The 22,962-nt window shown below is 63.5% G+C and carries 23 protein-coding genes, 1 tRNA gene and 1 pseudogene; 14 read left to right on the forward strand and 11 right to left on the reverse strand.

All coding sequences use genetic code 11. The features are described from left to right. Positions 1–9: 9 nt before the first annotated feature. Positions 10–1,074, reverse strand: coding sequence for a tRNA preQ1(34) S-adenosylmethionine ribosyltransferase-isomerase QueA (gene queA / locus PST29_RS24345; protein WP_060840889.1), 1,065 nt, complete (start codon positions 1,072–1,074; stop codon positions 10–12). Between the two features lie 108 nt (positions 1,075–1,182). Here queA and PST29_RS24350 point away from each other — a divergent pair. Further along, positions 1,183–1,267, forward strand: a tRNA-Leu gene (locus PST29_RS24350). Between the two features lie 87 nt (positions 1,268–1,354). On the opposite strand, the gene PST29_RS24355 is transcribed toward PST29_RS24350, so the two are convergent. Beyond that, positions 1,355–1,819, reverse strand: a complete 465-nt coding sequence (locus tag PST29_RS24355; RefSeq protein ID WP_060844531.1) for a hypothetical protein — start codon at positions 1,817–1,819, stop codon at positions 1,355–1,357. Between the two features lie 387 nt (positions 1,820–2,206). Between PST29_RS24355 and ppk2 the strand changes: the two genes are divergently transcribed. Beyond that, entirely contained in the window at positions 2,207–3,103 is an 897-nt protein-coding gene (gene ppk2, locus PST29_RS24360; RefSeq protein WP_162492860.1) for a polyphosphate kinase 2, read from the forward strand. A 96-nt stretch (positions 3,104–3,199) separates the two neighbouring features. On the opposite strand, the gene PST29_RS24365 is transcribed toward ppk2, so the two are convergent. Further along, positions 3,200–4,099: a DMT family transporter gene (locus PST29_RS24365; protein ID WP_060844533.1), complete on the reverse strand. Its 900-nt coding sequence runs from the start codon at positions 4,097–4,099 to the stop codon at positions 3,200–3,202. 49 nt (positions 4,100–4,148) lie between these two features. Next, positions 4,149–4,775 (reverse strand): glutathione S-transferase family protein, encoded by a 627-nt coding sequence (locus tag PST29_RS24370; RefSeq protein WP_060844534.1) that lies wholly within the window; start codon positions 4,773–4,775, stop codon positions 4,149–4,151. Positions 4,776–4,855: 80 nt separating this feature from the next. Here PST29_RS24370 and PST29_RS24375 point away from each other — a divergent pair, with 80 nt between their 5' ends. After that, a complete protein-coding gene (locus PST29_RS24375; protein WP_060844535.1) occupies positions 4,856–5,698 on the forward strand; it encodes an AraC family transcriptional regulator in 843 nt (280 codons plus the stop codon). A gap of 51 nt (positions 5,699–5,749) precedes the next feature. Then, on the forward strand, positions 5,750–6,478 hold the full coding sequence (locus tag PST29_RS24380) for a hypothetical protein (RefSeq protein ID WP_016968352.1): 729 nt from the start codon (positions 5,750–5,752) through the stop codon (positions 6,476–6,478). Positions 6,479–6,577: 99 nt separating this feature from the next. Here the strand turns inward: PST29_RS24380 and PST29_RS24385 are convergent. Together PST29_RS24385 and PST29_RS24390 are read right to left on the reverse strand one after the other, a co-directional pair. After that, positions 6,578–7,842, reverse strand: a pseudogene (locus tag PST29_RS24385) (sensor histidine kinase). Between the two features lie 71 nt (positions 7,843–7,913). Next, complete coding sequence (locus tag PST29_RS24390) at positions 7,914–8,624, reverse strand: response regulator (RefSeq protein WP_060840896.1); 711 nt, start codon at positions 8,622–8,624, stop codon at positions 7,914–7,916. Positions 8,625–8,842: 218 nt separating this feature from the next. On the opposite strand from PST29_RS24390, the gene PST29_RS24395 reads away from it, so the two are divergent. Further along, positions 8,843–9,115, forward strand: a complete 273-nt coding sequence (locus PST29_RS24395; RefSeq protein WP_232513178.1) for a hypothetical protein — start codon at positions 8,843–8,845, stop codon at positions 9,113–9,115. Positions 9,116–9,285: 170 nt separating this feature from the next. On the opposite strand, the gene PST29_RS24400 is transcribed toward PST29_RS24395, so the two are convergent. Beyond that, the gene (locus tag PST29_RS24400) at positions 9,286–9,564 is read right to left on the reverse strand and encodes a DUF3077 domain-containing protein (RefSeq protein ID WP_060844537.1); all 279 of its coding nucleotides are present in this window, start codon (positions 9,562–9,564) and stop codon (positions 9,286–9,288) included. A 373-nt stretch (positions 9,565–9,937) separates the two neighbouring features. Then, positions 9,938–11,098: an MFS transporter gene (locus PST29_RS24405; protein WP_060844538.1), complete on the reverse strand. Its 1,161-nt coding sequence runs from the start codon at positions 11,096–11,098 to the stop codon at positions 9,938–9,940. Positions 11,099–11,198: 100 nt separating this feature from the next. Here PST29_RS24405 and gcvA point away from each other — a divergent pair, with 100 nt between their 5' ends. The 5 genes from gcvA (at position 11,199) to PST29_RS24430 (ending at position 15,837) form a co-directional block, all read left to right on the forward strand. Further along, positions 11,199–12,128, forward strand: coding sequence for a transcriptional regulator GcvA (gene gcvA / locus PST29_RS24410; protein WP_060844539.1), 930 nt, complete (start codon positions 11,199–11,201; stop codon positions 12,126–12,128). 125 nt (positions 12,129–12,253) lie between these two features. Continuing rightward, positions 12,254–12,862 (forward strand): LysE family translocator, encoded by a 609-nt coding sequence (locus PST29_RS24415; RefSeq protein ID WP_060844540.1) that lies wholly within the window; start codon positions 12,254–12,256, stop codon positions 12,860–12,862. 103 nt (positions 12,863–12,965) lie between these two features. Continuing rightward, positions 12,966–14,894, forward strand: coding sequence for an alkaline phosphatase D family protein (locus PST29_RS24420; RefSeq protein WP_060845176.1), 1,929 nt, complete (start codon positions 12,966–12,968; stop codon positions 14,892–14,894). 37 nt (positions 14,895–14,931) lie between these two features. Beyond that, positions 14,932–15,399, forward strand: coding sequence for a hypothetical protein (locus PST29_RS24425; protein ID WP_060844541.1), 468 nt, complete (start codon positions 14,932–14,934; stop codon positions 15,397–15,399). Between the two features lie 75 nt (positions 15,400–15,474). Then, positions 15,475–15,837, forward strand: a complete 363-nt coding sequence (locus PST29_RS24430) for a DUF7079 family protein (RefSeq protein ID WP_173664420.1) — start codon at positions 15,475–15,477, stop codon at positions 15,835–15,837. A 9-nt stretch (positions 15,838–15,846) separates the two neighbouring features. Here PST29_RS24430 and PST29_RS24435 read toward each other — a convergent pair whose 3' ends face one another. From PST29_RS24435 to PST29_RS24445, 3 genes are all read right to left on the reverse strand, one after another. Next, positions 15,847–16,416 (reverse strand): hypothetical protein, encoded by a 570-nt coding sequence (locus tag PST29_RS24435; protein ID WP_060840903.1) that lies wholly within the window; start codon positions 16,414–16,416, stop codon positions 15,847–15,849. 205 nt (positions 16,417–16,621) lie between these two features. Beyond that, positions 16,622–18,670, reverse strand: a complete 2,049-nt coding sequence (locus tag PST29_RS24440) for a c-type cytochrome (protein WP_060844543.1) — start codon at positions 18,668–18,670, stop codon at positions 16,622–16,624. 214 nt (positions 18,671–18,884) lie between these two features. Then, a complete protein-coding gene (locus tag PST29_RS24445; protein WP_060840905.1) occupies positions 18,885–19,550 on the reverse strand; it encodes an ArsR/SmtB family transcription factor in 666 nt (221 codons plus the stop codon). A gap of 109 nt (positions 19,551–19,659) precedes the next feature. Here PST29_RS24445 and PST29_RS24450 point away from each other — a divergent pair, with 109 nt between their 5' ends. From PST29_RS24450 to PST29_RS24465, 4 genes are all read left to right on the forward strand, one after another. Continuing rightward, positions 19,660–20,169, forward strand: coding sequence for a DUF2938 domain-containing protein (locus PST29_RS24450; RefSeq protein ID WP_060840906.1), 510 nt, complete (start codon positions 19,660–19,662; stop codon positions 20,167–20,169). Between the two features lie 42 nt (positions 20,170–20,211). Then, positions 20,212–20,730 carry a hypothetical protein gene (locus tag PST29_RS24455; protein WP_060840907.1) on the forward strand — a complete coding sequence of 173 codons (519 nt, stop codon included), beginning with the start codon at positions 20,212–20,214 and terminating at the stop codon, positions 20,728–20,730. Positions 20,731–20,993: 263 nt separating this feature from the next. Beyond that, a complete protein-coding gene (locus PST29_RS24460) occupies positions 20,994–21,575 on the forward strand; it encodes a DedA family protein (protein ID WP_060844544.1) in 582 nt (193 codons plus the stop codon). 120 nt (positions 21,576–21,695) lie between these two features. Further along, on the forward strand, positions 21,696–22,943 hold the full coding sequence (locus PST29_RS24465; RefSeq protein WP_060844545.1) for a 2-aminoadipate transaminase: 1,248 nt from the start codon (positions 21,696–21,698) through the stop codon (positions 22,941–22,943). Positions 22,944–22,962: the final 19 nt, after the last annotated feature.

Below are 22,962 nucleotides of genomic sequence, written 5' to 3' on the forward strand. Positions count from 1 at the left end.
AAGTGCGACTCATACAGTTTCCTCGGGGGCCAGATCCTTGGGAGCGGTCGGCGCGGGATTACGGGTGATGAACATCGCATCACCGTAGCTGAAAAAGCGGTACCCATTTTCCACTGCGGCGCGATAGGCGGCCATGGTCTCGGGATAACCGGCGAACGCCGAAACCAGCATCAACAGCGTGGATTCCGGCAGATGGAAGTTGGTCACCAGGGCATCGACCACATGGAATGGCCGGCCCGGGTAGATAAAGATGTCGGTGTCGCCGCTGAACGGCTTGAGCACACCATCGCGGGCGGCGCTTTCCAGGGAACGCACGCTGGTGGTACCCACCGCCACCACCCGGCCACCGCGAGCCCGGCACGCGGCCACCGCATCCACCACATCCTGGCCGACTTCCAGCCACTCGTGATGCATATGGTGATCTTCGATGCGTTCGACCCGCACCGGCTGGAAGGTTCCGGCGCCGACATGCAGGGTCACGAATGCCGTCTCCACACCCTTGGCGGCAATCGCCTCCAGCAGCGGCTGGTCGAAATGCAGCCCGGCGGTCGGTGCTGCCACCGCGCCCAGGCGCTGGGCGTACACGGTCTGGTAGCGCTCGCGATCCGCGCCTTCGTCCGGGCGGTCTATATAAGGAGGCAACGGCATGTGCCCGACCCGGTCCAGCAGCGGCAGCACCTCCTCGGCAAAACCCAGCTCGAACAGCGTGTCGTGGCGCGCCAGCATCTCGGCCTCGCCACCGCCCTCGATCAGAATCTTCGAGCCCGGCTTGGGCGACTTGCTGGAGCGCACATGGGCCAGCACACGATGGCTGTCCAGCACCCGCTCGATGAGGATCTCCAGCTTGCCGCCGGAGGCCTTCTGGCCAAACAGGCGGGCCGGAATCACCCGGGTATTGTTGAACACCATCAGATCGCCAGGGCGCAGATGCTCCAGCAGATCGGTGAATTGACGGTGGGCCAAGGCGCCGGTTGGCCCATCCAGGGTCAACAGACGGCTGCCGCGACGCTCGGCCAAAGGATGGCGGGCGATCAGCGAATCAGGAAGCTCGAAGGTAAAGTCAGCAACGCGCATGATGGGGTTCGTCTAGCAGGGCCGGAAAGTTTAGCGGAATAACTAAAAATTGACCATGAAAGCCGATTGACCAACGGTAACCGCCTCTCTATACTTCGCCGCCATTGAGCCCTGATGGCGGAATTGGTAGACGCGGCGGATTCAAAATCCGTTTTCGCAAGAAGTGGGAGTTCGAGTCTCCCTCGGGGCACCAAGTACATATCTCAAGACGTTGCTCAATACGTCTTGAACCCAAAGAAACCGGCCACCTGAGCCGGTTTTTTTGTGCCTGGCCGAATCCTCACTGGATCTGAATCGGCCCCTTGGCTCCAGTATCGGTATCCATCCAGATGTCTTCGTTCTGCCGCCGCCGATTGCCTTGAATGGTGAAGAGCAGCGTGCCCTGACGAAATTGCAGGGCGCCATCCGTGCGTTTGGCTTTGACCTGTTTGCCATTGACCCACACCCGCTCCCTGGCATCGATACGGATCGTGGCAACCGTCGCGCCGGATGGGCTTTTCGCCGTCCATTGCCCGACATAAGGCGTCGGTGCCTTCAGGCTGTCAGCGCTTGCCGGGGCGTCGGGGTCAGCAAATCCGGCCTTGGCGTTCTCGGCTTTGCTCTTGTGGATGTCACAACCCTGAAGCTCGGTCATCTGAGTGCAGCCCGATTGCTCAAGTTGCTGGCGATACTTTTCGTTGATGGCGTACGCCGGCGACTGGGCAACCAGCAAAATAGCCAGTGCTGGCCAAACGATCGGGTTCATGGTGGCCTCTCTTCTGATCTGCGCCTGACTGCACGATAGCCGCCATATGCACTGATGCGTCCTTAAATACGCTAGAAAAATCTGAAACTCATTACAGACTTTTCGTTGTAACAAATTTGATCGAGATCAACGGCCCCGAGCCCCCCAGCCCTAAAAATGACCGGAGGACATTGAACGCAACTACAGGCCCCTCCCATGAGTGAAGAATCCACCGCCCTGCCCCTGCCTTCCGCCCCAGTGCTAAAGGCCTCGGCCAGCTCCGGCACCGCCAGCACCAAGGCCGCTCCACGCAAAGCCGCCACGCCACGCCCACGCCGGCCACGGACCACCAAGGCCGCCCCGGTGAAAGTCGCCGAGGCCGAAATCAGCGCCATCAGCCAGAAGCCCATGGCCCTGCAAGTGGCCAGCGCGCCGCGCGGTTCCAATGAAGACAGCGTGTCCGCCGCACTGCCGGGCAACTACCCCTATCGCAACCGCATGCGCCGCGCCGAGTACGAAAAGGCCAAGAGCGAGCTGCAGATCGAGCTGCTCAAGGTGCAGAGCTGGGTCAAGGAAACCGGACAGCGCATCGTGGTGCTGTTCGAAGGGCGTGACGCGGCAGGCAAAGGCGGCACCATCAAGCGCTTCATGGAACACCTCAACCCCCGCGGCGCGCGGATCGTAGCCCTGGAAAAGCCCTCGGAACAGGAAAAGGGCCAGTGGTATTTCCAGCGCTATATCCAGCACCTGCCCACCGCCGGGGAAATGGTCTTCTTCGACCGCTCCTGGTACAACCGCGCCGGGGTCGAGCGGGTGATGGAGTTCTGCTCGCCCCTGCAATACCTGGAGTTCATGCGCCAGACTCCGGAGCTGGAACGCATGCTGTGCAACAGCGGCATCCTGATGTTCAAGTTCTGGTTCTCGGTGAACCGCGAAGAACAGTTGCGCCGCTTCATCTCGCGCCGGGACGACCCGCTCAAGCACTGGAAGCTCTCGCCCATCGACATCAAGTCCCTGGACAAGTGGGACGAATACACCGCCGCCAAGCAGGCGATGTTCTTCCACACCGACACCGCCGATGCACCGTGGACAGTGATCAAGTCCGACGACAAGAAGCGCGCGCGGATCAACTGCATCCGCCATTTCCTGCATGAGCTGGACTACCCGGGCAAGGACCTGAAAGTCGCCCACGCCCCCGATCCGTTGCTGGTGGGTCGGGCCTCGCGGGTACTGGAAGAGGATGAGCGCACCCAGGCCCAGGCCGCGGCGGATGCCGGTGCTACGCGTCTGGCCCTGTCAGCCTGAATGACCGGCAAAAAAAACTGCGCACAGACAGGCGGGTCCGGGCGCAGTAAAAATCCAGCACGACGCTGAATCGGAACGCGGCATCAGATCGGGGCCTCAAGCGGCCTCGGTCACCGGCGTCACCTTTACCGGCGGTTTGATCGAGCCGATGTACACGGCAAAGACCGTCAGCAACGCACCGGCGATCTGCAGCGCCGAGCTGGCCTTGCCGAGAAACGCCACATCGACGAAATAGGTAATCACCGGTTCCAGCAGCAGGATCAGCCCTGCCAATCCCAGGCTGATGGCGCCGATGGAGCGGTTGACCAACAGCCAGCCCACGAACTGCACCATCACCCCGTAGATGATCAGCATCACTAAAGTCTGCCCGTCGACGATGGCCAGGCTTTCCCCCATGGCCAGGGCATACACCAGCAACACCAGCGCGGCCCACAGGCTCAGGTTGAGCATCTGCGCGATCTTGTCGCCACCGCCGTCAGGCAACTGGGTGTTGACCTTGAGGAAATACACACAGACGGCATAAGCCAGGCCCGACAGCACGCCATACACCACGCCCTTGATGCCCAGGGCACTGCTCATTTCCGGCAGCAACAACAGGTACAGGCCGACAAACGCCAGGCTGATGGAGATCAGGAAGTAGAGCGACGGCTTTTCCTTGAGCAGATAAAGGCCCAGCAGGGTCATGAAGAACACCTGGCAGTTGGTCAGAATCGAGCCGATACCCGGACCGACGATGTAGATGCTCTGGTGCCAGAGCACCAGGTCGATGGCCAGGAATACCCCGGCCAGGGCCGTATACAACCGGGCCCTGGCACTCTTGAGCAGCACCGGGATGCGGCGCACCTTGAGCAGCAGCAAGAACAGGATCGAGGCGAACAGCATGCGGTAGAACCCCGCCCCGCCCGCGCCGATATGGGCAAAGGCCACTGCCAGGGCCGACAGGCTGAGCATCAGCCCTCCCAGGGTCAGCTCCACTAACGCTCTATTGCTCGACATAGATCCCCCCACCGCGATTGACCTTGTTGTTGCCTTGCACGCCGGACATTCAAGTTTCCTGCATCGCCAGTTTCAGCCACAGCAACACCGGAGGGTGCAGCAACACCGCATCGGCGTAGGGCTTCAGATCCTCGGGAATGGCGATGCCATAGCGCATGAAGCGCAACAGCACCGGCGCGAACATGGCATCCACCACCCCAAAGGTTCCGCACAGGAACGCCTCGGACCGGCTCCGGGCCAGCAACTGGCGCCAGATCGAAAACACCCGTTGGATCTCGGCCTCGGCCGCCAGGCTCAACGCCTGGGCAGGCTCGCCACGGTTGACCCCGAACGGCAGTTGCGTGCGCAACTGAGTGAAACCGGCATGCATTTCGGCGCAGGCCGAGCGGGCCAGTGCCTTGAGCCCGGCATCCGCGGGCCACAGTTGGGCCTGGGGCCAGTGTTCAGCAACGTATTCACAGATCGCCAGGCTGTCGTTGATCGACAGGCCGTCCTGCAACAGCACCGGCACCTTGCCCGACGCTGAATAGGCAAGGATTCGCTCGCCGGTCTGCGGCGCCTCCAACTTGATCTGGATGACCTCAAAAGGCACATCCGCAGTGACCAGGACCAACCAGGCCCGCAATGACCAGGAGGACTTCTTGTAGTCGCCGATCACCAGTTTCATCACACTCATCGCATCTAGCTCGCAGGGTTCAAGGGGTGCTAAATTTATCGGCCGGCAATCTCTGCGTATTGCACAAAACTGGACATGGAATGGATGCCCACCAGAACCGCCCACCACCACCGCCTGGGGATTTCTCCCGCTTCTGGCGCATCCCGGAAGGCGACTGCGAGCTGCTGGCAGCCCGCTACAGCCGACAGTCGTTTGGCCGCCATAGCCATGACCGTTATGCCGTAGGCGTCATCAGCGGCGGCGTGGAAAAACTCTTCTATCGCGGCAGCCACCACCTGGCGACCCAGGGCTGCGTGGTCACCATCAGCCCCGGCGAAATCCACGACGGGGTCCAGGCCTGCGACCAGGGCTGGGTCTATCGCATGCTGTACATCGACCCGCAGTGGCTGAACCGGGCCGTTCTCGGTCAGCGCCTGGCAGCGGATCACATCCACCTGTTTCGCAACGTGCTGAGCGAAGATCCGGCCTTCGCCCGCTGGTTCCTGCAACAGCACCAACGGATCGAACACGCCGACTCCAGCCTTGAGCGCGAAAGCATTCTGCTGGAACTGCTGGCGCAGCTGTTCCAGAGAAACGGCGTGCGCCAGCCAGCCACTGATCGCCAGGAGCGCGAGGCGGTGAAACGTATCCGGCAGCGCCTGGACGACGACTTCGAACAGAGTATCCGCCTGGAAGAACTGGCAGCCCTGGTGAACCTGGAGCCGCTGTACATGATCCGGGTGTTCAAGAACAGCCTGGGCATCTCGCCCCACAGCTACCAGATCCAACGCCGCATCGCCCGGGTCCAGCACCTGTTGCGCAGCGGCGCAAGCATCACCGAGGCCTCGTTTCACTGTGGATTCTTCGATCAAAGCCACATGACCCGGGCCTTCAAGAAAGTCGTCGGCATCACCCCCGGTCACTTTCGCCATCGCCACACCTGACCCCAGTGCCGCTTGCCCCGAGCACCGGCCCATTCCTCAAAGGATTGCTCCATGCCCACAGTTGCCGCCCCGAACCTGACCCAACTACCTGAAGGCGCCATCGCCTACCCCGACGCCCGCGAGCTGTTCGTCGCCGACCAGCAGGAGCTGGCCGAACACCTGCTACCGCTGCTGTCCTTCGACGCCAGCCTGATCAATCCCGAGTGGTCCGGCCGCCTGCATCTGCTGAGCCCTATCGAGCCCGACGAGGGGCTAGTGGGCGAATTGACCGACGATTACGAATTCGGCAGCGAGCTGCTGAAAACCAACTGGATCGGCTTCAAGATCGAGAACGGCCGCTATCGCCTGTGCGGCAGTCCACGCTATTTCTTCCTCCACGGCGACAACGCCGAGTTGCCCGAATCCCGGCGTAACCAGCGCGCCAACCTGCAACACCACTACCGCAAGCAGCACGCCGCCTACCTCACCGCGCGCCAGCGCCATCAGGAACTGGGCTACCTGACCTGGCCCAAGAACGACAAGGAGCGCCTGACCTATATCGAGGAAATGGGCGGTGTGGCCGAGGGCTACGGCAACTGGGTGGAAACCGTGGAGTTCCCCATGGACGTCGAAGAGTCGGACGACAGCTGCAATATCTGGCCCCTGAGCCCGGCGGGCCGGCGCTTTCAGCACGTGCTCAGCGTGCCGGCCTACCACTACGGCATCAGCGGCGCCGACCGGGTGGTGATGCTCTACGAACCGGTGGAAGGCCTGGTGCTGTTCAGCTTCGACTGGTCCTGAGCCGCAACGGATCACTGAGCCCAGGCCGGGATCGGCCGGCCAGGGCGCTCGAAGGGCTTCGCAAGGCCCTTCGGGGCTTGTCGCAGGCTGCGCCAGCGGCTACAGCGGCAATTCCACCCGCGCTTCCAACCCACCGCCTTCACGATTGAACAGGCGCAACTCGCCGCCATGCTCACGCACGATGGCCCGCGCTGCCGACAGCCCCAGGCCCACGCCGCCGGTGCTCTTGTTGCGCGAACTCTCCAGGCGGAAAAACGGCTGGAACACCTGTTCCAGGGCATCGGGCGCAATTCCCGGGCCACGGTCCAGCACTCGCACCCGCAATTGGTCGGCGCCCTGCTCCAGCACGATGGCCGGCTCGCCCCCGTACTTGATCGCGTTATCCAGCAGGTTGGTCATCACCCGCTTGAGCCCCAGGGGCCGGCCGCAATACACCAGGCGCGGCGGGCCGCTGAAAACGATCGGGATCGACTGGTCGCGATAATCGTCCACCAGGGTCTGCAGCAGCTCGGCCAGATCGAAATGGGTGGCCTGTTCCAACCGCGCATCGTCGCGAAAGAACTCCAGGGCCGAATTGATCATCGCCTGCATCTCGTCCACATCACGAAACAGGCGCTGCTGCTGGTCGGCATCTTCGATGAACTCGCCGCGCAGGCGCATGCGGGTCAGCGGTGTGCGCAGGTCATGGGAGATGGCCGCGAGCATCTGCGTGCGGTCCTTGATGAAGTGCTGCAACTGCGCCTGCATGGCGTTGAAGGCGAGAATCGCCTGACGGATCTCGTGGGGCCCACCGGCTCGATGGGCGGCGCGCGAAAGTCCACGGCAAAGCGCCGCGCACCCTGGGCGAACTGCTGCAGCGGCTTGGCCAGGCGGCGGGTGGCGATCAAGGCCACAAGGCCAGTGGAGATCAGCACCAGGGCGATCACGATCAGATTGCGCGTGCCCTCCTCCAGGCCCCAACTGCGCGACGCCGAGGAAAACATCACCCAACTCTGATCAGTCAGTTGCACCAGCAGCGCGTAGCGCCCATCCGGGCCCGGCCAGTCACTGGGCTGGTAGGCCTCGATATGTCGCTGGGGCGGTTGCAGCATGGCGCGGATGCCTTCCGAGCCGACCCGATACTCCGGGTCGTCCAGCTCAGGCAGGGCAAAGCCCTGGCGCGTCGGCTGCCAGCGGATACTCAGGTGATCACTGCTGACCGCCGCCGCCAGTTGCGGGCGCTGGCCCGGCTCCGAGGCCTCGATCATGCGCACGATGGCCGCGGACTTTTCCAGCAACCCGGTTTCCGCCAGCGGCGGATAGGCCCAGACCCCGGCCAGTTGCACGAACAGCGCATTGAAGGCCAGGGCGGTGAGCATGGCCATGATGATGGTCAGGGCGATCCAGCGCGCCACGGTGTCCCGCAGGCGATAGCGCCACAACGGCTTGATCAGCTTCACTGACGGGTCACGCTGGGGGTGAACAGATAACCGCCGTTGCGCACGGTGCGAATCATCGCCGGGCGCTTGGTGTCGAACTCCAGCTTGCGCCGCAGGCGGCTGACCTGGACATCGATGCTGCGATCGAAAGCGTCATGGGCCTGCCCCCGAGCCAGGTCCAGCAACTGCTCGCGGGTGAGGATGCGTTGCGGATGCTCGACAAACACCAGCAGCAGGTCGAACTCCCCCGCCGACAGCGGAATCATCACCTGATCCGGCGAGCGCAGCTCACGGCGGGTCAGGTCCAGCTGCCAGTCGGCGAACTTGATCAACGGCCGCGGCACCTCGCCGCTCACCGGCCGGCTTTCCCCGGCCCGGCGCAGCACCGCCCGCACCCGGGCCAACAGCTCACGGGCATCGAAGGGCTTGCTCAGGTAATCGTCGGCGCCCATCTCCAGGCCCACCACCCGATCGCTCAACTCGCCCATGGCGGTGAGCATGATCACCGGCGTGGCATGCAACTGGCGCAGGCGCTGGCACAGGGTCAGGCCGTTGTCGCCGGGGAGCATCAGGTCGAGGATGATCAGGTCCGGCACCTCCCGCTCCAGCGCCGCCCACAGCGACGCGCCATCGGTGGCCACCGCCACCTGATAACCCTGTTGGACAAAGAATTTCTTCAGCAGCGCGAGGACTTCAATGTCGTCGTCCACGATCAAGAGACGGCTCACCGGCGGAGATCACTTCAAGTCGGAATGAGCCGTTATCTAAAACCATTCGCCGCCCGGCGTCATTTATTTCAACGCCGCAACAAACCTTCAGCGACGCAATAAAGCAGACATCTTTGCGCAAGGTTCAGCTGCCAGCATCGGCCTCCCCTTGCTGGAGAACCCTGACCATGCGCCTGATCAACCCCGCCCCGGCCCCTCTCGTCGCGAAGGAGCTGTCCATGCCCACCTCCGATCAACACGCCCTGATGCTGCTGCAACGGGTGACCAGACTCGATGACGCCAGCCTGCATTGCCGCGAAGTCAGCCTGGGCCTGTCCGAAGACCAGCACTACCTGGTGCTGACCCGCTACAGCGAGCACTACAGCCCTGAAGGCATGGAATGGGTCGAACGCAAGCACCGAGTGTCGGTGACCGAGCTGCTGCGCTGGGTGATCGAACAGGGCCAGCCGCAGAGCATTGAACGCGGTGAAACGCACAAAGCCTCGGCCTGAGGCCTGTAGGAGCGAGCTTGCTCGCGATGGACGTCAACGAAAACGCGCGTTCACAGGGAAGAATGCGGCGCTCTCAGCATCATCGCGAGCAAGCTCGCTCCTACAGAATTTCAGGCGGGGAGCGACTCACCTCCGGGCTCCCCTCCTGCACAGACCTTCAGAGCTTCGCCTTAACCGGCGCGCAGCCCTTCCCCAGCAGCCGGCCAGCTTCCCAGGCACAAATCATCGACAATCGCCTTGCCCATCTCGCTGAAATAAACAGCGGCCCAGGCATAGCGGTCGTCCCGCTCCAGCGCCGCGTCCCGAACCAGATGCTTGGCGTGGAACAGCAATTGCGACACCTGCTCCAGGGCTTCGCGCAGCGGCACGTCCGGATTGACCCGGAACAGCGAATGCTGGGCTTCGCCACTGGCGGCGAAAGTGACATGGCCGAGGATCTTGATGGTCATTGCGCACCTCCGGCGTGGGCCTGGGTGCGAGGGGTGGTGGGGGGAAGATACTGAGTCGAAACGTCCATGAAACCAGCTCCTGAGTGATGAGATGCCACCAAAAAAGGCGGCACGCAACCACCTATTGTTTCTACGGGTTCCCAGGCCCTGTCGCTGGATTGGCAGCGACAACCCAAGCCTAGCGGGATACACGAGGTGTTCAATCCAGGCTTTGGCGCGAGATATTTCATGGATTCTTTTTGGGAATTGCCTAGTGCCTTTGCCAAGGCTATGGCCATCACTATCTCCGACCATGCTGGATGTCAGTGACTCCTACAAAATTTCTTTAACTGATCTGACTTGCTGGGGGCTGCAGAAACTCTTCCAAAAACCCTCAAACCTCTTCGGCAGGCGCCGGCTTAACCTCTTCCCCACGAATACGAACCTCCCGACACGCCAACGCACTCAGCGCCAAACAACCCGCCGCCAGCGAATACACCCACACCGTCGATGCCACCGGCAGCAGCAAGCCGGCGATCAAGGGCCCGATCCCGGCGCCGATGTCCCGCCACACCGCATTGGCCGCCAAGGCCCGCACCCTTCCCGCACCCGGATGCCGTTGCGCCACCACCGTGACCACCAGCGGCAATTGCAGGGCCCGCAACACCAGCACCAAGGCGCCGCCGACGATCAGCCAATGGCAACCAAAACCCACCAGGGCCATAGAGGTCAGCAGGGAAAAGACGATCAACATCCGCGTCGCGCCCCAGCGCTGTGCGGCGATACCGCCCAGGGCACTGAGGAGCATTTCCGACACGTAGCGCAGGGCCAGAAGCCCGCCCGCCACCAGCACTGCATTGCCCGCCATCAGCTGTTCGGCCAGCAGCGACAGGCCAATGATGAACAGGCCGTCCAGCACCAGGCCTTCGATAAAGGACCAAACCGCCACACTGTCAGGGCGCTGGAAACGGCGGCTGGAGCTGGCCAGCGGATGGGGCCTATTCGGCAAGCCGAAGGCCAGGAGCATGGCGATCAACGAGGTCAGGGCCATAAGAAGGAAGATCACTCGCGGGCCGTATTCGACGCTGACCAGGGCGCCCAGGGGCAAGGCCAGCATCGGCCCGGTAGCGATCAGTGCTCGGGAGCGGCCAGTGCGGCGAGCAGCGCCGCTGGGCTCGGCGGTGGCCATGACCTGGGTCGAAAGGTTGAGGGCTGCGTAGCTCAGGCCCCAGCCCAGGCGCAACAGCAGCAGCCACCAGAAACCGGACAAGGTGGCGTAGCCCAGGGCACAGAGGGCCGCAGTAAAGGCAGCCAGCACGCAGACCGGGCGGTCGCCGCGGCGGGCGTAGAAACGCATCACATGGCTGTAGCCGAAGATCCGCACCAGTCGGTTGGCCGCCAGCAGCAGGCCGGCTTGGCCCAGGGTCACGCCGAAGGCTTCGTGCTGCATGGGCAGCAGCAGGTAGAGCAAGGTGTCGCCGGGCAGGCACAGGCCAAGGATCGCGGCGGCGCGGGCGGAGGCTTTATCGGTGGTGCGGGCGTGGGTATCGGGCATGGCAGGCAAACCGGCAGGTCACGGATGGTTTCAGCCTGACGTTCGGCCAAGGCACTGACAAACGCTTTTATTGCGCCACATAGGTGACTAAATTAGACACATGATCACTGACCTTCCCCCCTTGAACGCCGTCCGCGCCTTTGCCGCCGCCGCTCGCCACGAGAGTTTCAGCCGCGCTGCTGAAGAACTGCACGTGAGCCACAGCGCAGTGAGCCGCCATATCAAACTGCTGGAAGAGCACCTGGGTGTGTTGCTGTTCGAACGGCGCATTCGCCAGTCGGTGCTGACCCCCGCCGGGCAAGCCTTCTATGAACAGGTCAGCGTGGCCCTGACCCAAATCGCCGCGGCCGCGGTTTCACTGCGCCGCGGCGCGGCCCTGCGCAAGGTGACGGTCAATGTGCGGCCGTCCTTCGCGGTGCGCTGGCTGATTCCGCGCTTGCCGCAGTTCATGGCGCTGTACCCGCAGATCCAGCCGGAGGTGGTGACCAGCACCCTGCTCCCCGACCCGGCCAAGGAAACCTTCGATCTGGTAATTCGTCGCGGGCGTTCGGGCTGGGCGCCATCGCTGCAGCCTCAGCGCTTGCTGGAGGATGAAATCCTGGTGGTGGCCGCGCCATCGCTGTTGCAGAGCACAGCACTGAACAGCCCCAAGGATCTGGGGCGCCATACCCTGCTGGTCAGTCGTAGCCGCGCCAACGACTGGCAAAAATGGCTGGAACACTGCGGTCTGAAGCCACTGCGCCAGCCACCGACCTTGCATTTCGACCATCTGCACTTCGTGCTCCAGGCCTGTGTCGACGGCCTGGGGCTGGCGCTGTGCCCGGCCTCGTTGCTGGCCAAGGATCTGAGCAGCGGCCGGCTGGTCTGCCCGTTGCCGGAACTGCACCAGCCGCTGACCCGCTATTACTACGCGCTCGCCGCCGATGCCGCCCCCGAAGCCCAGGTGTTTATCGAGTGGATGCTGGCGCAGATTCAGCAGGACGCGGTGACTAATCGGACCCAGGTGCCCGCCCGGGCCAGCGGCGCCTGAGACGCTTTGTAGAGCCTGTGCATGGATCTGATTTAGGCACATCAGCCGTGCAATTAAAGCGTTTGTCAGGCCACCAACCGCGGAGCAGGCTGCGCCCCTTCAATGGCTCATTTCTGGAGTGCTGCATGGCAAGTTATGGACTGTTTTTACTGCTGGCCACCCTGACCATTCTCAGCCCCGGCCCCGGGGTGGTACTGACCCTGTCCAACGCCCTGCGCCACGGCTGGAGCGGGGCACTGCCGGGCATTCTCGGTATCGCCCTGGGCGCCTTTGTGGTGGCGGGGATTTCCGCCAGCAGCCTGGGTCTGGTCCTGGCGGCCTCAACCACTGCCTTTACCCTGCTCAAGTACATCGGCGCCCTATACCTGCTGTATCTGGGGGTGAAGATGTGGCGCACGCAGAGTTTCATTCCGCCACTCCAGGAGACTAAAAGCCGCCCCGCACGGCGCTTTGTCGAGGCCCTGTCGATCCAGTTGCTCAACCCCAAGGCCGGGTTTTTCTTTCTCGCGGTGTTCCCACAGTTCATCCAGCCGCAAGGCGATTACTACAGCCAGTTCTTTGTGCTGGTGGCGTCCTACAGCCTGTTGGTGATTGCGCTGCACAGCGGTTACGCGCTGATGGCCAACGGCGCCAGGGGCTGGCTGTCCAGTCGCCGAGGGGCCAGGATCGTCGGCAAACTGTCGGGGATGACCTTTCTCGGATTCGGTGTGATGCTGGCCAGCGCCTATAAATAATCGGATACAAAAGCCTTGCCGCCGCCCCCACAGCCGACGTTTCTTCGACATCGGCTGCGCTACCATTGCGCCCCCTTTGCAACCGCCAGAGACCCCGCTGCAGATGCCACTGACTACGCCCGCCCCAGCCCTGCCCCCCGTTCTTGCCGGCCCGCTGCTGCGCCGCCTGGAGCCAACGCGGCTGGTGCTGTGGCTGGTGGGTTCAAGGGCGTTGCCGCTGACCCTGCGCCTGCACCCCACGGGCGGCCCGGCCCTGGAACGGCCCCTCGATCAGCAGCAATGCCAGGTCATCCCCGTCGGGCGCCAGGCTTTTATCCATCTGATCGATGTGCCCCTGGACGACGCCCTGCCCCAGGACGTGACGATTGCCTATGACCTCTTGATCAACGACGCCGAGGACGGCGCCCGATCCATTGCCGACTGGGCGCCGCACCTGCTGTATGGCGATGCCAGGACTCCGGAGTTCGTGCTCCACAGCCGCATCGACAACCTGCTCCACGGCTCCTGCCGCAAGCCCCATCACCCGTCCACTGATGGCCTGCTCTGCGTCGACCGCCTGCTGGCGCAACAGCCCGAGCCCGCACAGCGCCCGGCCTTGTTGATGATGAGCGGCGATCAGGTGTATGCCGACGATGTGGCCGGCCCCATGTTGCGGGCAGTTCACGCCCTGATCGAGCGCCTCGGGCTGTTCGATGAAGAGTTGGAGGGCGCGGTGGTGGCCGACAGCCAGGCGCTGTACCGCCATGGCGCCAGCTACTACCAGCGGGCCGAACTGCTCCCGGCCCTCAAAAGCAATGAAACCCTGCGCGAGCGGTTTTTCGGCGGGGTGAAAAAGCCGATCTTCACCAGCAGCAATGCCGACAACCACCTGGTGACCTTCGCCGAGGTGCTGGCCATGTACCTGCTGGTGTGGTCACCGGTGCCCTGGCCCCTGATCGCGCCACAGCCACCGCAACTGACGCCGGAACAGCAAACGCGCTACACCCGGGAACAGCAGCGCATCGACGATTTTGTCCAGGGCCTGAAGGGGGCCGCGCGGGTCTTCGCCCACCTGTCGTGCCTGATGATCTTCGACGACCACGACATCACCGACGACTGGAACCTCAGCGCCCAGTGGGAAGAAACCGCCTACGGTCATCCCTTCTCCAAACGCATCATCGGCAACGCCCTGCTGGCGTACATGCTGTGCCAAGGCTGGGGCAACAACCCGGACGCCTTCGTGCCACTGCTGGAACAGACTCGCGCCTTGAGCGCCACGCCACAAGGCCCGAAACACCTGCTGCAACGTCAGGCCCAGGACGATTTGATCGACCAGTTGCTGCGCTTTGCGCAGTGGCAGTACGTCTTGCCCAGCACCCCGGCCCTGGTGGTGCTGGACACCCGCACCCGGCGCTGGCGCAGCGAGTCCAACCTGGGCCAGCCCTCGGGCCTGCTGGACTGGGAGGCCCTGTGCGAACTGCAACACGAACTGCTGGATCACCCCTCGGCGATCATCGTTTCACCGGCGCCGATCTTCGGCGTCAAGCTGATCGAGACGGTGCAGAAAGTCTTCAGTTGGTGCGGCTACCCATTGCTGGTGGACGCGGAAAACTGGATGGCCCATCGCGGTTCGGCCCAGGTGATCCTCAACATCTTCCGCCACTCGCGAACCCCGGGCAGCTACGTGATTCTCTCCGGCGACGTGCACTATTCCTTCGTCTACGAAGTGCTGATCCGTCACCGCCAGGGCGGCCCGCGCATCTGGCAGATCACCAGCAGCGGCATCAAGAACGAATTTCCCGCCGCCCTGCTGGAATGGTTCGACCGCCTCAACCGCTGGCTCTACTCGCCGCGCTCGCCGTTGAACTGGTTCACCAAGCGCCGGCGGATGAAGGTGATACCCCACGTGCCCGAGCATGCCGAAGCCGGGGAGCGGTTGTGGAATTCGTCGGGGATCGGCCAGGTGTTTTTCAATCAGCAGGGCCAGCCGGTGACCATCCTCCAGCACAATGCCAATGGCGCAGCGCCGACACGAATGATCGCGCCAAGATAGAATCCGCTGTCGCCGGCCACCAGGAAGGACCCGCCCGATGGAAAAACAACCGTTGTATCGCAAGGTCAACACCCGGACCCGGGGCGTGGGGCACAAGAACTCACCGTCCTACGCCAAACAGCGTCACAGCAAGGCCCTCCTGGCCAGGGAACAGCAACGCGGCAGCATGCACTCCAACAAGCGCCTGGGGCTGGATTACACGCCGTTGTTCCGTTTTCTGCTCAGCCGGGTCGGCCAGCCGTGGGATGGGGTATTCAGCGAAGCGAAAGGCCGGCTGGATCGGGAAGAACCGATTTTCTGGTTGGTGGCCCTGCATGAGCACGAACAACAGGATTACGTGGGCCTCAGCGGTTGCGCCTATTTCAGCGGTCTGTACGTCGATACCCAGGGCCTGCTGCAGAAGGTCAATCCCCAGTTGAGCGCAGCCACCATGAGCCCCAATTGCCCTTGCTGCACTCACACCTTGAACGGGGTTCCCTTCGGCCGCCCCTATCGTCGCTGGTGAGCCCGTCGCAGCGCGCCTCATGCGGCGCGCAGATTGCCTCAGATCGATTGCCAAAGCCCCAGGAAGGAGCGCTCCGTGTCATCAGCAATCACCCCGCAACAGCGGGACGATATTCGCTACGTACTGTCGGACGCCTTTGTCGATAACGAGGTGGACTACGCCTATATTGCCCGCGAAACCCAGGCGTATGACCGGGCCGAGGTGGAGCGCATTCTCTACGAGGAGGTGGCGCCGGTCTGCTACACCAACCTGATGGCGGTGATCCCGGAAATCTGGCTGTGCTTCGCGCGCGAATCCTTGCTGGAGGCGATCGAGGAAAGCCTGGCGCTACGGCGCCGCAGCCGCTGGCAGGCGTTTCGCGTGCGCTTGTTCATCCGTTGGATCCGCTTTCGCGGGGCCTACATCTGGGAAGAGATCTGCAAGCACTACGCCCCCTAGCTTCACGCCCTATTGGGTTTTGGCGCTGCACAGATCGGTGGGGCGCAAAACCACCAGGTCCGGCAGCGCTTCGCCACGCTCATCGATCTTGCGCAGCCTCGCGGTGCACATCTGGTCCTGGAGAAACTCCATCTGATAGGTCGCGCCGGCCTCGGGCACGAAGGTCACGCTTTGTTCGCAGACAAAGCGGTAGTCCTTATCCATCCCCGGTTCCGTGTTGTAGAACATGAAGGCGAACGGACGATTGGCCGGGATCTTCAGCTCGTTGGCGCCAAAGCCTTCCTGACGGCGCATGCGGTCGGTGGCGGCGGTCATGGGGATGCCCAGGTTGCGGAAGTTGGGGTGGGCAATGCCGCGATGGGGCCGAACCATCAGCCCCGACGCGGGCTTGCTCCAGTCAATGCAATCGCTGTAGGGCACGCCACGCACCAGCCCTTGGGCGACGATGCGGATCAGCGCGGTTTCACCGGCATCGGCCGGCACCCGGTAACTCACGGTGGTGGCTTTGAGCTCGGAAACAAAGGCACAACCACCAAGCCCCAGGGACAGGGTCAGCAACAGGATCGAGCGAAGCCGCATGATTCATCCTTGATGGGAACGCCCGCGCAGGCGGCGGGCAAAGGATGGCGATCTTACTCCGGCGCCACTGTGCCGCCACAGACTTTTCTGCGATTTCGGCAGCGGCAGCCGAAGCCCTCCGCGGCCCCCGAAGAGCAGGATCTCTTGAGGGCCGCGGAGGGCTTTTTCGCAGCCTGCGACAGTGGCTACAGAGCCGTTGCGATGGTCAGTAGCGGGCGTCCGCCGGACGGCCACCGTTGGGCCAGTCCTTGACCTTGTCCGGGAAGTCCGGACGCGGTTGGTGGGAGAAGTACTCGGCCACGTCCAGGGCCTCCTGGTCCGACAGGCCGCCCTGGCCCAGGGGGAATTTCTCGTGGAAGCCGATGGGCATGTTGCGTTTGACGAAGGCCGCGGCGGTGTAGGTGCGGGCCATGCCGGCACCGATGTTGAAGGATTGATCGCCCCACAGCGGCGGGAAGATCAGGCTGCCGTCGGCCCGTTTCAGGCCTTCGCCATCAGCGCCATGGCACACCGCGCATTGCTTGGCATAGACCTGCTTGCCGTTGTCGGCGTTGGGCTTGAGGGCCGGGTCGATCTTGCCGACACCGCGCCCGGCCACCTTGTCTTCGGGGCGAGTGTTCATTTTCATCCATTCGAAATAAGCCACCATGGCTTGCATGTCGGCACCGTTCACCGGCAGCGGCTTGCCGTGCATGGAACGGCGGAAGCAGCCGTTGATGCGCTCCTCCAGGGTGATGGTCTTGCCCGCCCGCGGCGCGTAGCCGGGGAAGAACGCCGAGACACCGACAAAGGGTGAACCGTCGGCCACGGTGCCGGCGTTGAGGTGGCAACTGGTGCAGTTCAGCGAGTTGCCGACGTTATCCGGCAGCAGAGCCTTGGTTTCCAGGTGCAGGCGCATGCCGCGCACCACTTGCTCGGCATTCGGTGCCGCCAGCAGGTTGGCCAGGCGCGGGGTTTCGAACAGGGTGTTTTCCACCTGTGGGCTCAGTTGCGCACGCATCTTTTTCACTTGCTCGGCGCTGATGGCCGAGCCGTTGTTGCCCCAGCTGCTGCGGATAAAACTGAGGATTTCGGCAATCTCGCCATCCGCCAGCTGGGCGAACCCGGGCATGGTGTAGACCCGCGGATGAGCGGCGGTCTGCGCGGTCTGCCAGCCGGTCAGGGTGATGTGCAGCAAGGAGGTCGGATTGGCCGAGGCGACACTGGGGTTGCCCGCCAGGGACGGGAACATCTGCGGCACGCCGGCGCCGTCCTGGCGGTGGCAGTCGGAACAGAACTGCGCGTAGCCCAGGCCACCGCGAGAGGTGAACAGGTTGCTCGGCGGGGCCGCCGGAGTCAGGGCCACCGAAGGCATGGGCAAATCGTCTTTACCGGCCGGCAGGGACTTGAGGTAGGCGGCAATGGCGGTCAGGTCGGCGTCGGTGAAATGCTGGGTGCTGTGGTGGATCACGTCGGCCATGTTGCCGGACACCGTGGCGAAGCGGTTCTGCCCGGTCTTGAGCAGTTGCACTGTGTCTTCCACGGTCCACAGGTTGCGCAGGCTCAGGGCCCGCCACTCTTCCACCGTCTCACCGGCCAGGTAGTGCTGGCCGCCGGACTCGGTGTCGCTCATGGCCTTCTCCTGGAAGGCAATGCCCCGTGGCGTATGGCAGGAACCGCAGTGGCCCAGGCCCTGGACCAGATAGGCGCCGCGATTGAGTTGCTCGTCCTTGGCCGGATCGGGCTTGAACGGCTGCTTGTCGACGAAGGCCAGGTTCCAGAACCACAGGCCCCAGCGCTGGTTGAAGGGGAAGCCCATGTCGGCTTCCAGGTTGCCCTGGGCCACCGGCTCCACACCGTGCATCAGGTAGGCGTAAAGGGCGCGCATGTCCTCTTCGGTCATCTTGGCGTAGGACGGGTATGGCATGGCCGGGTACAGATGGCTGCCGTCGGGGGTGACGCCTTCGCGCATGGCGCGATCGAATGCTTCGAAGCTGTAGCGGCCGATACCGGTGTCTTTATCCGGGGTGATGTTGCTGGAGTAGATGGTGCCCATGGGCGTCTTCAGCTCCAGGCCACCGGCCATGGTGGCGCCGCCCTTGGCGGTGTGGCAGGCAATGCAATCGCCCAGTTGGGCCACGTACTGGCCACGCTGGATCAACTCGGAGTCGGGGGTGGAAAGCGCCGCTGCCGGGGTCGGCTCGCTGGCATGCAAAAGAGGTACGCAGAGCAGCGCGGCGCCCAGCAGGGACAGGCGCGACAGAGAAAAAGCCATCAGGTTATTCCTTTAAAATCCGCCTGGGGTGGTCCCCTCGGCCGATATCCACAAAGGTTCTTATTGGTTATCCCGGCCCTCAGGATGCGGGCCCGGGGCTCGATACCTTGTGGGTCCGAGCCTGTTGCCCTTGTAGCGGATTTTTCTGAAAACCCTGTTGATATGGATCATTGCGCCCTAGGCAATGTCCTGTATGCCGGCCCAGGTGGCGCTTTTACTCGCTGGTTTCCACCCCCAGTCCCGCCGCTTGCCAATCGGTGAATCCCTGCTCCAGACGCCGCACCTTGAAGCCCTTGGCCCTCAGCAGGGCTGCGGCATTGTGTGACAGCACGCAGTAGGGGCCACGGCAATACGCCACCCACTCCTGATCAGCAGCCAATTCGGCCAGACGCTGCTCCAGCTCCTCCAGCGGGATGTTGATTGCCCCGGGCAAATGCCCTTGAGCGAACTCCTCCGGCGAACGCACGTCCAGCAGGGTCATGCCGCCTTCCTGCAAGCGTTGACGCAGTTCCTCACGGGATATGCCCTCCAGTTGCATCGGTTGCTGCTCACTGTCGGCCAGCAGTTGGCGAATCTGCCCATGGTTGTAATCGACGTACTGACGCAAGGCGCCCAGCAGACTGGCCAGCGGTCCCTGGCTGAGGCTGTAGAGCACCCGCTTGCCATCGCGCCGGGTCTGCACGAAACCGCCACGCCGCAACTGCTGCAGATGCTGGGAGGTGTTGGCCACCGACAGGCCCGAGGCTTCCACCAGACGCTCCACCGGCAGCTCGCCGCGAGCAATGTGCTCCAACAGGATCAGCCGGTGATGGTGGCCGAGAATGCGTGCCAGCTCAGCCATCTCGACCAGGGGATGCTGGGGGGAAATCGAATCGCTCATTGACAGCTCCTGCTGCTTTATTGATCATTCAATCACTTAATTGAATGAAAACTTATCACGCCCGTGCACAAGGCTGAAGCACAGCCCGTCGCACTTCAAGGAGTCCGTAATGCATGAGTTCGTCGCGTTGATCTCACAGGCGCTGCTGTTGGGCATCGGCGCCACCTTGATCCTTGATCTTTGGACGCTGTTTCTGGCGCGGGCGCTGAACATGCCTGGCGCCAACTGGGCGATGGTCGGCCGCTGGATCGGGCATTTTCCTCGCGGGCGCTTCGTGCATCCAAGCATCGCCCAAGCCGCTGCGGTCCCCGGGGAGCATGCACTGGGCTGGCTGGCGCACTACCTGATCGGCGTCGGCTTTGCCGCCCTGTTGCTGCTGATCTGCGGCCTGGAGTGGGCGCGACAGCCGACCCTGGCACCGGCCCTGATCATCGGTGTCTTGACGGTGGCAGCGCCGTTCCTGCTGATGCAACCGGGCATGGGCGCCGGAATCGCGGCGAGCAAGACGCCCAAGCCGAATGTGGCCCGGCTGCGCAGCCTGATGGCGCATGCGGTGTTCGGGCTGGGCTTGTATGGGGCGGGGATGTTCTGGGCGTGGGTGTTGGGGCAGACTGCGTGACCTCGGCCCCGCAAGGCCAAGCATGCCCAGAGTGATAGAGCGATGAAACCGCCTGTATGCGAGCTGTGCCACAACGATTTTTCCTCAGAGATGCAGCATGCCGGAAGTGGCGGCGCCATGGTGCAGTTCGCCGATTACCGTCCACTGGGCGAAGGGTGCGCAGGACACCCTCATGGCTACGAGTGGTTCTGCGATGAACACCTGGCCAATGCCCAGGCCCTGGCTTCGCTGAGCTACAGCGATGCCATGACAGTGCTGACCCGGCAATATGCTCCGTTTGCGGACTACCCGCCCCTCGCCTCCAGTGATCCAGCGCTCTGGATCACCGAGGTGGGGCCCAACCCCGCGAAAGTCTTCGCGCTGATCAGGCAAGCCATGGGCGTCAGTCCCAGCGTGGCCAGGGACTTGCTGGCCGGCGGCCCCTTCAAGGTAAGCCAAGCCTGGCCACAACAGTTCAGGGTCTGGCAGGAGGCCCTGATTCAAGCGGGTACCCAGGTTGAAATACGCTATCCCTCGTCCAAATCCGCCTGGGCCGAGAAAGCCGACGCAGATAACGACTGATCCTGCTCCCCCATGCCGCCTGCACTCACAGGGGCTTCCTCACACCCGCGATCCCAGTCTGCTCTACGGAAACAATGGCCGTATCTCTACCCGTGTCCTACGCCGAGACTGACGTCTACGCTGGGCTCTGAAGGACTGGCCGGCGCCCTGGCCGGACCCGCGCTGAAGATCCTGGGCACTTGTGCCTAGGAATGGAATCAGAGCCATTTGTAACCTGATCATCGCCCGGCTTGTTTTCAGCCCCCCTCCGGAAGCTCTTGCCCATGCTCGAACACCTCGACCTCAATGCCCTGATCGCCGCCTACGGCTACTGGGTGATCTTCATCGGCTGCCTGCTGGAAGGCGAAACCGTGTTGATCCTCGGCGGCATGGCGGCGCATCAGGGCAGTCTGCACTGGCCGCAAGTGATCGGCTGGGCCACCCTCGGCGGCATCCTCGGCGATCAGCTGCTGTTCTGGACCGGCCGTTACTCCGGAGCGCGCCTGCTGCCCAGGCTCAAGCGCCATCAGGCGGCCATCGAACGGGTCCAGGGGCTGATCCAGCGCTACCCTTCGACGTCGGTGTTCGCCGTGCGCTTTCTCTACGGCATGCGCCTGGTCGGCCCGATGGTGATCGGTGCCAGCGGCCTGGCGCCCTGGCGCTTCGCCCTGCTCAACGTGCTGGGCGCGGCGGTCTGGGCCGTCCTGTTCGTCAGCGCCGGTTACTGGGCCGGCGAAGCCCTGGAGCATTTCCTCGGTGACCTGAAACCCTACCGCCTGCCGATCTTCCTCGGGGTCCTGGCGCTGGTGGCCCTGATAGCGCTGGTGCGGCACCTGCGCAACCGGCGCAAGGCGCAGCAAAAATGAGCTAAAGGCCGCAACACATCGGGAATTTTCATACTGACCCGACGACTTTATTTCGTTTGTCCCGGCCCCCCGGCCCCGGCTTAGATAACGGCTCGTTTCCGGCACCCAGAGCCCGCATCCATGAGCCACGAGAACATCAGCCGTTCAATTTCCACCGTCCACCCGATCCGCCTCAGCCACGGACGCAACGCCGAGGTCTGGGACAGTGACGGCAAACGCTACATCGACTTCGTCGGCGGTATCGGCGTGCTCAACCTTGGGCATTGCCATCCGCGCATCGTCGCGGCCATCCAGCAGCAGGCCACCCGGCTCACCCACTACGCCTTCAACGCCGCGCAGCACGAACCCTACATCGAGCTCATGCAGCGCCTGGCGGACTTCATCCCGGTGCGTTACCCGGTCAGCGGCATGCTCACCAACAGCGGCGCCGAAGCCGCGGAAAATGCCCTGAAGATCGTGCGCGGGGCCACTGGGCGCAGCGCGGTCATCGCCTTCGACGGCGGCTTTCACGGGCGCACCCTGGCCACCCTCAACCTCAATGGCAAGGTGGCGCCCTACAAGCAGAAAGTCGGGGTGCTGCCGGGGCCGGTGTATCACCTGCCCTACCCCAGCGCCGACACCGGCGTCAGCTGCGACGAAGCCCTGAAGGCCATGCAGCGCCTGTTCAGCGTGGAAATCGCTGTCGAGGAAGTGGCCTGTTTCATCCTCGAACCGGTGCAGGGCGAAGGCGGCTTCCTGGCCCTGGACCCGACCTTCGCCCGGGCGTTGCGCGGCTTCTGTGACCAACATGGCATTTTGCTGATCGCCGATGAAATCCAGTCCGGCTTCGGCCGCACCGGGCAACGCTTTGCCTTCTCTGCCCTGGGCATCGAGCCGGACCTGATCCTGCTGGGCAAGAGCATTGGCGGCGGGCTTCCGCTGGGGGCCGTGGTGGGACGCAAGGAGTTGCTCGACGCGTTGCCCAAGGGCGGCCTGGGTGGCACCTATTCCGGCAACCCGATTGCTTGCGCAGCCGCCCTCGCCACCCTGGAGGAAATGACCGACGAGCACCTGCAAACCTGGGGCGAGCGCCAGGAACAGGCCATCGTGCAACGTTATGAGGGTTGGAAAGCCGATCGCCTGAGCCCCTATCTGGGACGCTTGACCGGGGTCGGCGCGATGCGTGGCATCGAGCTGGTCAACGCCCATGGCGAACCGGCGCCGGAGCACCTGAGCACCCTGCTCGGCAATGCCCGGGAGGCCGGGCTGCTGCTGATGCCCAGCGGCAAGTCGCGGCACATCATCCGCCTGCTGGCGCCCTTGACCACCGAACCTGAGGTGTTCGAGGAAGGCCTGGATATTCTCCAGGAGTGCCTGGCGCGCCTGTGATTCCCGGCGCGCCTCCGGG

Source organism: Pseudomonas sp. St29 (assembly GCF_001547915.1).
Taxonomy (GTDB): Bacteria; Pseudomonadota; Gammaproteobacteria; order Pseudomonadales; family Pseudomonadaceae; genus Aquipseudomonas.